Source organism: Corallococcus sp. AB011P, from assembly GCF_003611605.1.
Lineage (GTDB): Bacteria > Myxococcota > Myxococcia > Myxococcales > Myxococcaceae > Corallococcus > Corallococcus coralloides.
This window is the reverse complement of sequence record NZ_RAVX01000002.1, coordinates 822,855-837,565: the sequence shown is the minus strand read 5'-3', so window position 1 is coordinate 837,565 and position 14,711 is coordinate 822,855. Positions and strand designations below refer to the sequence as shown.

The window sequence follows — 14,711 nt, the reverse complement described above, 5'->3', positions numbered from 1 at the left end:
CACGATGGCCACGACCTTCCTCGAAGACGCCGCACGCACCCAGGCCGCGGAAGCCGTCGCGGCCATTGAGTCCCAGACCGCCGCGGAGGTCGTGGTGTCCGTGCGCCGCGCCTCTGGCGACTACGCCCACACCGATGCACGACTGGGCGCGGCCGTCGCCTTCGTCATGCTGTTGGTCCTCCTGTTCATCCCGCAGGAGGTCCACCTCTTCGCCTTCCCGCCCGTGGTGCTCCTGTCCTACGCCGCGGGCGTGATGGGCGGCCGCCTGCTGCCGTCGCTGCGCCGCGCGCTCACCCCGCGCAAGCTCCAGGAGGACTCCGTGCGCACCGCCGCGAAGGCCGCCTTCACGGAGCTGGGCGTTTCGCACACGTCGCGCCGCACCGGCATCCTGGTGTTCGTCTCCCTCTTCGAGCGCCGCGTGGAGGTCGTCACCGACTACGGCGTGGACACCTCGCTCATGGGCGCCGAGTGGCAGGACGCGCTCACGCAGCTGTCCGCCGCGCTGTCCGCGTCCACCGCGCCCGAGCCCTTCCTCCAGGCCCTGCGCCGCATCCAGGCGCCGCTTTCGCGCGTGCTGCCCCGCCTGGAGGATGACGTGAACGAACTGCCGGACATGCCCGGAGCCGTGGCGTGAGGCGCTCCCACTCCGTCCTCCTCCTCGCCGTCGCGCTGTTCCTCGGGCTGGGCCTGGCCTCGCTCCCAGACGCCGAGGCGCGCCCTGGTGGCGGCAGCACCTACCGGGGCTCCAGCCGCAGTTCGTCCAGCTCCAGCAGCCGCAGTTCGTCGAGCAGCCGCAGTTCGTCCAGCTCCAGCAGCCGCAGCTCATCGTCCTCCTTCGGCTCCAGCAGCAGCCGGTCCTCGTACAGCTCCGGCCCTCGCTCCTACAGCTCCAGCGGTTCGTCATCCTCGGATGGCGGTGGAGCGTTCGGGGGCTTCTGCCTGCTCATCGTCGTCATGGGCGTGGTGGCCATCGTCGTCATGAACCTGAAGACGGGCGCGGGTGAGAAGGACTGGAGCACCACCACGCCCCATGCGCCTCCGCCGCCCCAGCGCCAGGGCTCGCTGCGCACGAAGCTCGCGCGCCTGGCCCGCGTGGGGCCCAAGGGTTCGGACGGGTCGACGCAGCCGTTGGATCCGGAGTTCTCCATCGTCCTCTTCGAGGACTTCGTCTATTCGCTCTTCGCCCGCGTGCACGAGGCGCGCGGCGGCGGACGCCTGGACACGCTGGGCGGCTGGCTGTCCGACGGCGCCATCGCTTCGCTCCAGCAGTTGGGCACCCCGGACGCGGTGAAGGCCGTGGTGGTGGGCGCCGTCACCTACGAGGCCGTGGAGGGCGTGAGCGCGAACAGCCGGCGCGTCCGCGTCGTCCTGCGCTTCGAGGCCAACTACACGGAGGTCACCTCCGGCTCCGAGCAGAGCTGGTACGTCGCGGAGGAGTGGCTGCTGGAGCGCGACGCGTCCGCGAAGTCCCGGGCGCCCGAGGACGCGCGTGCGTTCAAGTGCCCGAACTGCGGCGCGCCGCTGGAGTCCGTGCACGGCCACAAGTGCTCGTACTGCGACACGGTGGTGAACACCGGCGAGTTCGACTGGGTGGTGACGCGCGTGGCGTCGCAGGAGCGCGAGCGGCGCGGCCCGCAGCTCACCGGCACCACGGAGGAGCAGGGCACGGAGCTGCCCACCATCAAGGACTCGCGCTCGCAGGAGCGGCTGAACGCGCTGCTGCATGACGACCCGGAGGCGACGCCGCTGGCGCTGCGCAAGCGCCTGGAGTTCATCTTCCACGAGATGCAGACCGCGTGGGCCGCGCGCGAGTGGAAGGGCATGCGGCCCTTCCTCAGCGACAACCTCTTCCAGACGCAGCTGTACTGGATCAACGCCTACCGTGCGGCGGGCCTGCGCAACATCACGGAGAACGCGCACATCACGAACATGGTGCTCGCGCGCGTGACGCGGGATGAGTACTTCGACGCCGTCACCCTGCGCGTGTTCGCCTCCAGCCTGGACTACACGGTGCGGGACCGGGACGGACAGGTCGTGGGTGGCAGCCGTTCCCGCGAGCGCGCCTACAGCGAGTACTGGACGCTCATCCGCGGCCGGGGCGTGCAGGGCAAGCCCTCCACTCAGAAGCAGTGCCCGTCGTGCGGCGCGCCGCTGTCCATCAACATGGCGGGCCACTGCACGCACTGCCAGGCGCGCGTGACCTCCGGCGAGTTCGACTGGGTGCTCAGCCGCATCGAACAGGACGAGTCGTACCAGGGCTGAGCCACGGTCCTTCATGCACACGCTCCATGGGTTTTCGTTGCTCGGTCTCCTCGTCGCGGCCACTGCGGCCGCCTCGGCTCCCCAGTCCTTCGGTGATTGGTTCGATGCGCGCGTGAAGGCGGAGAAGGCCTTCGTCCGCGAGCGCTTCCAGGTGGACCTGGATGGGGATGGCCAGGAGGACGACGTCGCCTGCTACGTCTTCGAGACACCCAAGGAATGGGTCACCACCGCGCCTGTCATCCTGGTGGGGCTCGCCACCGGTGAGCGCTTTGCCTTGCGCGGCCAGGGGCTGGGCCCCGGGTTCGCCGAGTGCCCGAGGGCTCTCCTCCCGAGCGCGGTGAATCCCCTGAAGCTCCTGCTCGTTGGCATGAGCGCCCCGACGGGCTTCCGGGCAGAGGCATTCCTCCGCTTCGACAAGAAGGGGCCGCTGCTGACGAGCAGCAGGACCCTGGATCAGCACCACATCCAGATCGTGGACCTGGTGCGGCAGGAAGCGGAGCGCATCTCCTTCGAAGCGGGCAATGCCACGCCCACGGACGGCGGCGACATCGATTCAGGCCAAGAGTCGCCCCCCGTGCGGTCCGCCGCGATGCTCGCCTCCGGCACGAAGGTTCCGGCGCCCCCCGCGCCGGTCTGGCCGAGCTGGGGCTCGAAGGACTGGGGAGGCCCCTCGGATGCGAACCTGAAGGTGCAGTGGCTGCGCAAGGGCGACGCGGTGACGCTCATCGCGTCGCTCCAGGACGACCATCCGGTGCCGGCCACCGACACCCGCGTGAAGGCCATCCTCGTGGCGGATCACCTGGAGCTGTGGTGGCGCGAAGGGAAGGCGGGTTCCGCGCGTCCGGTGCGGTTGGGCGTGGCACGCACCGCCGATGGAAAGCCCGTGGCCACCTGGCTCCAGCCGCCCGACCGCAAGGACACGTCGCTTCCTCCCGTCCGGTGGATCGCTCCTGACCGGCTGGAGGTGGACCTTCCCCTGAGCTGGATTCTGGCCAGGCCCCTGACGCCGACGGGAACCCTCCCCGGCGACCTGGAGCCGCCGTCGGAGAGGACGGATCTCACGGTCGCTTTCTCCGATAATGATGGCAAGGGACCGGAGACGCTCCTCTCCACCACCGAGGTGCGTCCTGGCGGGGAGGCCTTCAGCTTCCTCTTCATCGCTGAACCGGAATGCCCCTACCCCCGGCTGAGCAAGCGCGTGCTCCAGTGGGTGCCCGTCAGTCAGGGCACTACGCTGCGTGAGCTCGTCTGGTAGTGCCAGCCGGCCGGGCGTGGAGTTCCCCGGGACATCCACGCCGGGGACACTAGGATGCGGTGCATCATGACCGCGCCCTTCCTCGCTGCCACCCTTGTTGAACCGCTGGAACCCGGGCACTACCGCTCGCGCTACGAGGCGGCCTGGTATCAGGGCCGGGGCGCCTACGGCGGCGTGGTGGCGGGACAGGTGCTGCGCGCGCTGGAGCACCAGTTGAACGACCCCCAACGGCAGGTGCGCTCGTTCACCGTGCACTTCTGCTCGCCCGCGGCGGAGGGCGTGGCAGACCTGCACACGCGCATCGAGCGCGCCGGCAAGTTCGTCACCCACGCCACCGCGCGGGTGGAGAGCGGCGGCGTGGTGGTGGCCGTCGCCACGGCGACCTTCGGCGCCGCTCGCGGTGGAGCCCCCGAATACATGGACTTCGTCATGCCCAAGGTGCCCGCGCCCGGGGCGCTCACGCCCGTCCCCGACGACGTGCCCATGCCGGACTTCTGCCGCTTCTTCGAGTACCGCTATTGCGTGGGCTCGGCGCCGTACTCGGGCGGGCCCGAGGCGGAGGTGGGCGGGTGGCTGCGGCCTCGCGTCCCCACGGCGCTGGACTCGGCGCTGTGCGTGGGGTTGATGGATGCGTATCCGCCGTCCGTGCTGTCGCGGCTGGACGGCTTCCGCGCGGCGGCGTCCGTGGACTTCAGCGTGCAGTTCTTCCAGCCGTTCCCGGTGAAGGGCATCGCGCCGGACGCGCACTACCTGCGCACCGGCCGCTCGCGCCAGGCCGCGGACGGCTACACGGAGGAGACCCAGCTCCTCTGGGCGGAGGACGGCACGCTGCTCGCGCAGTGCCGTCAGCTCGTCGCCGTGCTCGGCTGATCAGGACACCAGCTCGGCCACCACGGCGTGGTGGTCGGAGACGGCGTCGGGCAGACGCTCGTAGCGGGTGAAGCGCAGGGCGTGGGAGATGAGCACCTGGTCCAGGCGCTGACGCGCGTGCGGAACGGGATACGTGGGCTCGCCTTCGGAGGGCGTGTGCAGTCCCAGCTCCGCGCACAGGCGGGCCACGGGACCGTCCACGTCCTCCGCGTTGAAGTCGCCCATTACCACGCGAGGCCGCTGTGGCCGCTGGCGCAAAGCGTGGACGAGCTGGTCCACCTGCCGCCGCCGCACCGCCGAGGAGAACGGATCCAGGTGCAGGGACACGAGCTCCGGTCCGTACTCTCCGGAGAGCGTGGCCACGACGTAGCCCTTGTCCACGCGCCGGTCGCGCCCGAAGTGCGCCGTGTCGCATGACTCCAGCGGCAGCCGGCTCATCAGCGCGGTGCCCTGCGCGAACAACCCGGGGACGCCGGAGTGCACGCCGTGATGCACGTGCGGATACCCGGCCTGCTCCGCGATGCGGGCCACCTGATCCACCCGTCCGCTGAAGAGGCTGGAGCGGTCCGCCTCCTGCAACGCCACCACGTCCGCGCCTTCTCGCGCGAGCAGCGCCGCCACCCGGTCCAGCGTGCCCAGCAGCGCGGACCGCCGCCGCAGGAAGGGCATGGGCACGGCGAACGGCGCACCGTGCGCCACGTTCAGGGTGAGGACCTTGAGTCGCACGGGCCCGATGCGCGCGGAACGGCTCAGGCGGCGATCTGCTTGCGCAACAGCCGCGTCAGCTCCGCGGGATCCACCGGCTTGGGCAGCAGCTCCGCGCCGTAGCGGATGGCCACGGGCAGCAGGTCATCCAGATCCGAGTGGCCGGTGAGGAAGATGAACGGCGCGCGGCACTCCTGCAGCTCGCGCATGGCGACAAGCACGTCGGAGCCGTTCATGTCCGGCATGTTGTAGTCGCACAGGATGGCGGCGATGCCGGAGAGGTCCAGGTGGAAGGCCTCGACGGGGGACTGCACCGTGAGCACCGTGTAGCCCGCACCCCGAAGGGTGTCGCCCACGGTCGCGAGCACGAAGAGGTCATCGTCGATGACCAGCACGGTTGGCATGGGCGGTCCTCCAGCGCCTGAGCGGCGCGCCGATGCGCACGAGTGTATCCGAGCCCGCGCGTCCGCGCGCCACACCCCACCGGGCAAGTCGCGGGGTCGAGACCACCCCCGTCGTAGGGTGTGGGCGTGGCGGGCCCATCAGGGCTCTCAGTGTTTCGAGGGCGTGACAGGGGACGGGATGAGGATGAGCTGCTCCTGGGGTGGGTTGAGGTATTCGGCGCCGGTCTCCGTGATGACGGCCATCTCCTCCACGGAGAGGATGCGCAGCGCGTCCGGGCTGCTGCCGTCCTTCCACGCGTAGAAGCCGTCGAAGGCGAACACCTGTCCGGGCTGGAGCTTGCGCAGCGCGGAGCCCGCGGGCGGCTTGCCGGACGCCGCGCCGGACAGGGCGGGGCCTGCGTCGTGGGCCCAGTAGCCCACGGGATGACCGGTGCCCCACATCACGGGCTCGGAGCCCGCTTCACGCATCCAGTCGCGCTGGGCCTTGTCCACGTCGTAGCCGCGCACACCGGGCTTCATCGCCGCGAGCGCGATGCGGCTGCCCTTCTTCGACTTCTCCCACTTCGCCAGCGCCTCCGCGGGAGGCTGCTTCTCGCCCGGCGCCAGCACGTACGCGAAGCGCTGGATGTCCGTCACCCACGTGCCACCCACGCGGATGCCGAAGTCCGTCTGGATGAAGTCCCCCGGCTGGATGACGCGGTCGGTGGCGTTCGAGTGCCCGCGCGTGGGCCCGCTGTTCACGTTGGGGTTCTGGTCCGGCTGCCACCCGTCACCCACGCCCAGCTCCGCGATGCGCTTCTTGAGGAAGCGCGCCACGTCCGAGTCCCGCGTCTTGCCGGGCACCACGGTGCGGTACGCCTCCTCTTCCAGCTTCGCGGTGATGTCCGCGGCCTTGCGCATGATGTCCACCTCCTCGGGCGTCTTCACGGACAGCCACTCGGAGACCAGGTCCTCGGAGGACACCAGCTTCTTGCGCAGCGCGGGGGACAGCGCCGCCTCCAGCTTCGCGCGCTGCGTGGCGGACAGCCCGTCCGCGATGGACATCCGCTCCGACGAATTGATGGCCACCTTCGCCGGCTTCGCCTTGGACAGCCGCGCGGCGATGAGCGCGTTCACGTCCGCGCCGCGCTCGAAGGCCACCACCTCGTCCACCACGCCCATGTCCCGGAGCGCGGTGGCCTCGCCCTCGGGGGAGAGCGCGGTGGAGCGCAGCGTGTCGCCGTCGCGCAGGAACAGGAACGCGGCGGTGCCTCCCGCGTTCTCCCCGCCCACGTGGGCGGCGAGCGGGTCGTTGTCGTTCTCGCGGCAGAGCACCACCCACGCGTCCACGCCCGCGCGGGCCATGGCCTGGGGCAAGAGCTTCTGGAGGCGCTCCTTGCGCACCCGGGGCCACGCGCCTTCCGCGGCGGGCACGGCGGGCGCGGCGTGGACGAGGGAGGCAGAAAGCAGGGCGGAGAGGAGGACGGGCCGGACACGCGTCATGGATGCGCTCTTCCTGGTGGGGGAGGGCGCGGATTGTTTCATGGCTTCGCCGCGCGACAACCCACACGCCGTGCACCACGCCGGTGCTTCACCCGGAAGTCCCGGTGTCCGGTGTTCAGCGCGGGACGAGCGTGCCCTGGAAGTTCACGGGCATGGGCACCGCGGCCAGCCGCATCCGCACCGCGCCGGGGTCCTTCAGCTGGATGCGGTAGCGCAGGAGCAGGAGCCGGCAGAGGAGCATGAGCTGCGCGGTGCCCAGCGCCGCGCCAATGCATGCCGTGGGCGCCCAGCCGAAGGGAACGTAGCTGGACCGGGGACAGGCCCCGTGTGGCGCCTCGGGAAGCCAGCGCTCCGGCGCGAAGGTGTCCGGCGCGTTCCAGTGCTTCGGGTCATGGTGCAGCAGGTACGGACTGACGATGAAGCGCTGGCCCTTCTTGAGCCGGGTCTCGGCGACCTGGAGGTTTCCGGTCGCTTCCCGCGTCATGAACATGGGCGGGCCCCACATCCGCAGCACCTCCTTGACGAAGCGGTGGGTGGCGGGCGCGGTGCGGGTGGGGTCCTCCAGGAAGTCCGCCGCGGACAGCGGCGCCAGCTCCTCCACCAGCGGGGCCACGCGCTCCGGCTGATGCGTCAGTTCGTACAGCAGGCTCGCGGCCGCGGCGCCGGGCGGTCCCGCGATGGCGGTGATGACGGCGGTGACGGCGTCGACGGCGCGGTCCACGCCCAGCGTGGGCAGTAGCTCCACGATGGGGTCCAGCAGGTCCGCCTGACGGGGACGGCGGCCGGAGGCGCGTCCACGCAACTCGCGGCGCACCGCGTTCCCGCTGCGCACCTGCCCGAGGACGAAGCGCAGCTCCTCCCATCGCGTCGCGCGCGAACCTCCGGCGCCCAGCAGCCGGCGCAGCTTGAACTCCTGGTCGCGCTGCACGAGCGCCAGGTCCGCCGCGGGCAGCGCCTTCACCACCACCGGCAGCAGCGAGCCGGTGACGACCTCATGCGCGGTCCACATCAGGTCCAGCGGCCGGTCCAGCCGGGCCTCCAGCAGCGCCACCATGCGCTCCTCGAGCTGGCGCAGCCCCTCTCCATCCGAGAGCCGGCGAAGCTGGGTGAGCCACGCGGCGCGAATGTCCTTCCAGGAGAAGGGCTCGCTCTGGCGGCCTCGCACGACGTCGCTGAGCTTGTCCGCCAGGGTCAGGTCGGCGAAGTGGCACGCGTGGAATCCGCGAGCGGCTTCGGGTTCGAACACGCCCAGCTCATCCGGTTGGATCCACAGGACTCCGCCCTCCGCGGCACACCGCGCACGCAGCTCGCGAACGAAGTCTGGCTCCTCGGGTGCCGCGTCCATGGGGACTCCCCTGGAGAAGGAGGCGGACGGGATCCGCCTCCTTCCGGAAGAGGTCAGATGCTGCGGTACATGACCCAGATGTACTTGGAGTCCTTGCGGCGGATGGACAGCGCGGTCAGCAGGGCACGGGCCAGCTTCTTCATGGGCATTACCTCCTTCTGCGGGTTGCTACAGGGGAAGCGGCCGGACGCTCAGCGTGAAGCGCGGCGGCGCCAGCGCGGGACCGAAGTGGGGGCGGGCTCCATGCGCGGTGACTGTCCACTGGTAGGTGCGGGACAGGATGCGCAGGACGTCCTCCACCAGCTCCATGGAGAGGAGCGCGGCGGGACAGGTGTGTGTGCCCCAGCCGAACGGGATGAACGCCGGAGGGGACCGGACGCCGTCCCACCGCTCCGGCTTGAAGGACTCGGGCTCCTGCCAGTGCGACGGGTGCCGGTGGACCAGGTAGGGACAGACGACCACCGTGTCGTCGGGCGTGACATCCTCGCCCGCCACGGCGTGGGCCTTCGCCGGCCGGACCGACAGCATCCAGGCCACCGGCCACAGGCGCAGCGCCTCACGGACCACGCCGGACGGATCCGCGTCCGCACGCGGGTGCGTGCCCCACAGGTAGAGCGACCAGCCCAGTGCGAATCCGACCGAGCCCGTTACCGCGAACACGCAGGACAGGAACACCTCCGCCAGGAGCGCCTCGGACGCGTGGACGTCCGCCGCGCGCACGACGACGTCCAACAGGTCGGAGGGCGCCGCGCCACGCCGCTCGCGCCGGGCCCGGATGGCCTGGACCAGTTCGCGGCGCACGCGCCGGCGGAAGCGCCATCGGGTCCACCAGGAGGTGCGCTCCCGGACGCCGGCCAGCACGGCGCGCTCCACCACCGCGCCCACGATGCTCCGCAGCGATTCCGGACTGCCGTGGGCCACGAGCGCGTCCGCGAGGTGCCGGTACATCAGCCGGTTGCCCGCGTGAGGCCATTCGCTGGTGGGTGAGAGGGATTGGCGGAGGGTTTCCGGGAGCAGCTCCGCGCGCGAGGCGAGAAAGGCTTTCAAGAGCGACCGGGCTTCCCGTCCAATCTCTTGCTGCACGGCGCGGGGACCCAGCATGCCTTCAGCGGTCTGGAAGAAGTCCGCGTGCTCCTCGTACAGCCCGCCGCCATTGACGAGCACGGCCTTGGCCGCCGCCGGCTCCGCGACGCAGAGCTGCCGTCCGGGTAGCCAGAGCGCGTCACCCCCAGCGGGGAGCGATTGCTCCATGAATAGCAGGGGATCGTCGTGGAACCGGACCTGGGGCTGCTGTCGCGACATGCGTCGGGCCTCCCTTCCTGGCGTCCGGTCTCCATCCGCCGGGAGGGAGGGTCGTTCAATGGCTTGAAGAATGACAGACGGAAGGGTGGGGAGTTGTTCGTGGCTGGATTGTCATTGGCGGGGGCGTCCGGGAGTGAACGCCAGACCTGCCCTGGGGTCGCAGGCGTGGGCGGATGCCTGTCATTGCCCAGGCACCGGCGGGAGGGCGCAAAGAACGCCAGGGCTTGCGACCGTGCGCGTCGTCTCCAACCCCGGAGTCGCACATGCGTGTCGAAGAAACCAGTGCCGCCGCGGAGTACGTCCAGGGAAACGAGGACCGGGAGCTGCGACGGCTGATGCTCCAGGCCCAGGTGTACGCGCCGTTGACGGAAGGCGTGCTGCGCGGGGCCGGCCTCCGGCCCGGCATGCGCGTGCTGGACGTGGGCTGCGGGGTGGGGGACGTGTCCTTCCTCGCCGCGGAGCTGGTGGGCCCCACGGGCGAGGTGGTGGGCGTGGACCGCGAGGCCCGCGTCCTCGCCTGCGCCCAGCGCCGCGCCGAAGTGCTGGGCCTGCCCCACGTGCGCTTCCAGCAGAGCAGCCTGGAGTCCCTGCCCGTCGGCGCCCCCTTCGACGCCATCGTCGGCCGGCTGGTGCTGATGTTCCAGCCGGACCCGGTGACGTTCGTCCGCCGCATGGCGGAGCACCTGCGCCCCGGCGGCGTGCTGGCGCTGCACGAGCTGGAGCTGGCGGCCATGGGCCTGGCGCACCCGAAGCTGCCGCTGTTCAACCGCGTCTGGAACTGGATGCTGCCCACCTGCGAACGCGTGGGCATCAAGGTCCACATGGGCCTGGAGCTGGTGTCCACGCTGCGGCGGGCCGGGCTGGTGGTGGATGACGGCGTGGTGGGCGGGCGGCTGGGCGTGACGCCGGACGCGGAGACCACGCACGCCCTGGTGGAGACCGTGCGCACGCTGCTGCCCCACATGGAGCGGCTGGGCGTGGCGCTGGCCATGGAGGTGGACATCGACACGCTGGCCGCCCGCCTCACCGCCGAGCTGCGCTCCAACGGCGGCGTGCTGGTGCCCAGCCTCATGGTGGGCGTCTGGGGCCACCGTCCAGGCCCTGTCTAGCGAGGCCGTCTTCGCACGACTTCACGAGCGGCGGGGGAGTGGGTCGCTTAGAGTGGCCTCATGGCAAAGACGGCATCCCGCAAGTCCCCCGCGAAGGCCAAGAAGCAGCCCGCGCGCCCCGCCGCGCCCGCGAAGACACCGGCCCGGCCAGTGAAGGCGAAGGTGGAGAAGGTCGAGCCCCGCCGCGCCTCCGCGTCCTCTCCGAAGCCCCCCGTGCTGGAGGCCGAGCCCGTCTTCGACTCCAGCCCGGAGGTGGACCCCCGCGAGGCCGCGCCCAAGAGCCTGCCCGCTGGCGAACCGCAGGGCCGCGTGCTGCCCTTCGAAATCGACCCAGCCCAGCTGGAGGCCGGCTTCAAGAAGCTCCGCGGCGAGCTGGTCCACTGGACCAACAAGGGCCGCTACACCAAGGTCCGCTTCAAGTTCCGGGGCAAGCAGCTGCTGCCCGACCTGCCCCTGGCCGCCGTCGTCGCCGCGGAGGGCCTCTCCTTCTACTGGGGCGGCATCCTGCGCGTGCTCGTGGCCAACGTCGTGGGCAAGAGCGTGTTCGAGGTGGAGCTGGTCAACGACGCGGACAAGCGTGTCCAGGCGGGCCGCGAGGCGCTCCTGTCGGGTGACGTGGACCAGGCACTCACGCTGTTCCGCGAGGCGCTCGCCATGGACCGCGACAACGCCGCCGCGCACCTCAACGTGGGCGTGGCGCTGAAGCTCCGCGGCGACCGCGAAGGGGCGCTCGCCGCGTTCGAAACCGCGAAGGCCAAGGACCCCGAGGGCGGTGTGGGCGCGGAGGCCGAACGGCTGGCCGCGAACCTCCGCCCGAAGGCGTGAAAAACGGGCCTGGAAAACGGGTCCGGAAACGGCCTCCGGTGGGGCTGAAAACGCACCGCCCGGATGTTCCATCCGGGTGCCCCGGAAAGGCCTCTTCCGACCCCTGGAACCGGGCGGGCGGGCAGCCGGGGCGAATCCCCCCTGTTTCCCTTATTGACTGAGGGAAATCCGGGGGTTACGAACACTCTCCCATCGGGCGGAGCCCCCCACGTGAGGGGCCCGTCCGCACCTTCCAGAGCCCATGGCTGACGACACCACCGACACGCCGGCAACGCCCCCCGCGCCTCCTCCGTCGAGCGGCGCTGGAGAGCTCATTCCCATCAACATCGAAGACGAGATGCGCCGCTCGTATCTCGACTACTCGATGTCCGTCATCATCGGCCGCGCGCTGCCAGACGTGCGCGACGGCCTGAAGCCCGTCCACCGTCGCGTCCTCTTCGCGATGAACGACCTGGGCAACCTCCACAACCGCGCCTACAAGAAGAGCGCGCGCGTGGTGGGTGACGTCATCGGTAAGTACCACCCGCACGGCGACTCTTCCGTCTACGACGCCATGGTGCGCCTGGCCCAGGAGTGGAGCCTCCGCTACCTGCTGGTGGACGGCCAGGGCAACTTCGGCTCGGTGGACGGCGACTCGCCGGCGGCCATGCGTTACACGGAAGTGCGCATGGAGCGGCTGGCGGAGGACCTCCTGTCGGACATCGACAAGGAGACCGTCGAGTTCGGCCCCAACTACGACGACTCGCTGGAAGAGCCGCTCGTCCTGCCGGCCAAGTTCCCCAACCTCCTCGTCAACGGCAGCAGCGGCATCGCGGTGGGCATGACCACCAACATCCCGCCGCACAACATGAACGAGGTCGTGACCGGGACGCTGCACCTCATCGACAACCCGGACTGCACCGTCCTGGACCTGATGGAGTTCATCGAGGGCCCGGACTTCCCCACCGCCGCCATCATCACCGGCCGCGAGGGCATCCGCCGCGCCTACGAGACGGGCCGCGGGTCCATGACCATCCGTGCGCGCACGGAGATTGAGACGAACAAGAAGGGCGACCGTGAGGCCATCATCGTCACGGAGATCCCCTACCAGGTGAACAAGGCCCGGCTCATCGAGAAGATCGCCGAGCTGGTGCGTGAGAAGAAGCTGGAGGGCATCAGCGACATCCGTGACGAGAGCGACCGTCAGGGCATGCGCATCGTCATCGAGCTCAAGCGCGATGCCATCTCCCAGGTGGTGCTCAACAACCTCTTCTCCATGACGCAGATGGAGACGACGTTCGGCGCGGTGATGCTGGCCATCGACGGTGGGCAGCCGCGCACGCTCAACCTGAAGGAGCTGCTGGACCGCTTCATCGCGCACCGCCGCGACGTGGTGACGCGCCGCACGCGCTACGAGCTGCGCAAGGCGCTCTCGCGCATGCACATCGTGGAAGGCCTGCTCGTCGCGCAGGACCTCATCGACCTGGTGGTCAGCCTCATCCGCGCGTCGCGCGACCCGGATGAAGCGCGCTGGGGCCTGATGAACATCCTGTCGCCGGAGCTGTACACGCGCGAGCGCTTCCAGAACCTGGACCGCATCGACTACGCGAAGGCCAAGGCGCAGATGGAGCTCTTGGTCAGCCGCGCGCGCAACGAGGAGCCGGCCTACGGCGGCCTGGAGCACAAGTACGAGGGCGCGGGCTTCAGCGAGGACCAGGCGCAGAACATCCTGGAGATGCGCCTGCAGCGCCTCACCGGCCTGCAGCGCGAGGAGCTCTTCAAGGAACTCATCGGGCTGGTGCGCGACATCGCGCGCCTGCGCGACATCCTCGCCAACGAGAAGAGCCTGCTCTCCGTCATCAAGGCGGAGCTGATGGAGATCCGCGAGCGCTACGGCGACAAGCGCCGCACGGAGATCACCGGCGCGGTGGATGACCTCACCAGCGAGGACCTCATCGCGGAAGAGACGATGGTGGTCACGCTGTCGCACACGGGCTACGTGAAGCGCTCGCCCCTGTCGGAGTACCGCGCGCAGAAGCGCGGCGGGCGCGGCAAGACGGGCGCGGGGACGAAGGAGGACGATTTCGTCACCAAGGTGTTCGTGGCCAGCACGCACGCGTACCTCATGCCCATCACCACCAAGGGCAAGCTGTACTCGCTGAAGGTGCACCAGATTCCGCAGGGCAGCCGCACGTCGCGCGGCAAGGCCATCGTGAACCTGGTGCAGTTCGGGGAAGGGGAGCGGCTGGCGCAGGTGCTGGTGACGCGCGACTTCCCGGAGAACCGCTACGTCTTCTTCGTCACGAAGAAGGGCGTGGTGAAGCGCACGGACCTGAGCGCGTTCGAGAACGTCCGGGTCAGCGGCATCATCGCGCTGGGCATCGACGAGGGCGACGAGCTGGTGGGCGTGATGATCACCGACGGCACCAAGGACATCCTCCTGTCCACGGCCACGGGCATGAGCATCCGCTTCAAGGAAGACGACGTGCGCTCCATGGGCCGTCAGGCCTACGGCGTGAAGGGCATCACGCTGGAGGACGGCGACGAGGTGGTGGGCGCGGACCTCCTGGACAAGGAGCCGGAGGAGGGCCAGGCGCCCGCGGAGCAGAGCAGCGCCATCCTCACGGTGACGGAGAACGGCTACGGCAAGCGCACCGAAGGCGCCGAGTACCGGCAGCAGGGCCGTGGCGGCAAAGGCATCATCGACATCAAGGCCACCGAGCGGAACGGCCGCGTGGTGGGCGTGGTGCAGGTGAAGGACAGCGACGAGGTGATGCTCGTCACCAACGGCGGCATGCTCATCCGCATGAAGGTGAAGGAGATCTCCGTCATCGGCCGCAACACGCAGGGCGTGCGCCTCATCGCGCTGGAGAACGGCGAGGAGAAGGTGATGGCCATCTCCAAGCTGCCCGAAGGCGAGGAGTCCGAGGACGAGGAGACGGAGGCCACCTCGCCAGTGGAGGCGTCCGGCGCCGAGGCTTCCCCGGAGGGCGCGCCGGTGGAGGAGGCTTCACCGGAGGCTCCGGCGGACGAGTCCGGCTCGGCTGGCTCGCCCGGCCCGGAAGGTGAGCCCGGCTCGGAAGGCTGAGTCCAGGCGGTAGGAACACGGGAGGGCCGGGCACGGGACGCGCTTCGATGCGCGCTCCGGGACCCGGCCCTCTTTGTTGGTGCGG

General features: G+C 70.2%; 12 protein-coding genes. 7 read left to right on the top strand and 5 right to left on the bottom strand.

From position 1 onward, the window contains the following. Window positions 1-4: 4 nt before the first annotated feature. The 4 genes from D7X30_RS08685 to D7X30_RS08670 all read left to right on the top strand — a co-directional run bounded on the left by D7X30_RS08685 (window position 5) and on the right by D7X30_RS08670 (window position 4,387). Window positions 5-634 (top strand): TPM domain-containing protein, encoded by a 630-nt coding sequence (locus D7X30_RS08685; RefSeq protein ID WP_120562360.1) that lies wholly within the window; start codon window positions 5-7, stop codon window positions 632-634. Then, on the top strand, window positions 631-2,262 hold the full coding sequence (locus D7X30_RS08680) for a TIM44-like domain-containing protein (protein ID WP_120562359.1): 1,632 nt from the start codon (window positions 631-633) through the stop codon (window positions 2,260-2,262). Before D7X30_RS08685 ends, D7X30_RS08680 begins: the two co-directional genes overlap by 4 nt. 13 nt (window positions 2,263-2,275) lie before the next feature. Continuing rightward, window positions 2,276-3,517 (top strand): hypothetical protein, encoded by a 1,242-nt coding sequence (locus D7X30_RS42705; RefSeq protein WP_233591460.1) that lies wholly within the window; start codon window positions 2,276-2,278, stop codon window positions 3,515-3,517. Between the two features lie 66 nt (window positions 3,518-3,583). After that, the gene (locus D7X30_RS08670; RefSeq protein ID WP_120562616.1) at window positions 3,584-4,387 is read left to right on the top strand and encodes an acyl-CoA thioesterase II; all 804 of its coding nucleotides are present in this window, start codon (window positions 3,584-3,586) and stop codon (window positions 4,385-4,387) included. Here the strand turns inward: D7X30_RS08670 and D7X30_RS08665 are convergent, their stop codons facing one another. The 5 genes from D7X30_RS08665 to D7X30_RS08645 form a co-directional block, all read right to left on the bottom strand. Next, on the bottom strand, window positions 4,388-5,113 hold the full coding sequence (locus D7X30_RS08665) for an endonuclease/exonuclease/phosphatase family protein (RefSeq protein ID WP_120562358.1): 726 nt from the start codon (window positions 5,111-5,113) through the stop codon (window positions 4,388-4,390). A gap of 23 nt (window positions 5,114-5,136) precedes the next feature. Then, the gene (locus tag D7X30_RS08660) at window positions 5,137-5,496 is read right to left on the bottom strand and encodes a response regulator (RefSeq protein WP_120562357.1); all 360 of its coding nucleotides are present in this window, start codon (window positions 5,494-5,496) and stop codon (window positions 5,137-5,139) included. A gap of 147 nt (window positions 5,497-5,643) precedes the next feature. After that, entirely contained in the window at window positions 5,644-6,978 is a 1,335-nt protein-coding gene (locus tag D7X30_RS08655; protein ID WP_120562356.1) for a Xaa-Pro peptidase family protein, read from the bottom strand. A 115-nt stretch (window positions 6,979-7,093) separates the two neighbouring features. After that, the gene (locus D7X30_RS08650) at window positions 7,094-8,323 is read right to left on the bottom strand and encodes a cytochrome P450 (RefSeq protein ID WP_120562355.1); all 1,230 of its coding nucleotides are present in this window, start codon (window positions 8,321-8,323) and stop codon (window positions 7,094-7,096) included. Between the two features lie 168 nt (window positions 8,324-8,491). Then, window positions 8,492-9,625, bottom strand: a complete 1,134-nt coding sequence (locus tag D7X30_RS08645) for a cytochrome P450 (protein ID WP_199724209.1) — start codon at window positions 9,623-9,625, stop codon at window positions 8,492-8,494. A 263-nt stretch (window positions 9,626-9,888) separates the two neighbouring features. Here D7X30_RS08645 and D7X30_RS08640 point away from each other — a divergent pair, with 263 nt between their 5' ends. The 3 genes from D7X30_RS08640 (at window position 9,889) to gyrA (ending at window position 14,626) form a co-directional block, all read left to right on the top strand. Continuing rightward, complete coding sequence (locus D7X30_RS08640) at window positions 9,889-10,734, top strand: class I SAM-dependent methyltransferase (RefSeq protein ID WP_158619218.1); 846 nt, start codon at window positions 9,889-9,891, stop codon at window positions 10,732-10,734. Window positions 10,735-10,794: 60 nt separating this feature from the next. Then, entirely contained in the window at window positions 10,795-11,559 is a 765-nt protein-coding gene (locus D7X30_RS08635) for a tetratricopeptide repeat protein (RefSeq protein WP_120562353.1), read from the top strand. Between the two features lie 241 nt (window positions 11,560-11,800). Further along, entirely contained in the window at window positions 11,801-14,626 is a 2,826-nt protein-coding gene (gene gyrA / locus D7X30_RS08630) for a DNA gyrase subunit A (RefSeq protein ID WP_120562352.1), read from the top strand. Window positions 14,627-14,711 lie beyond the last annotated feature (85 nt).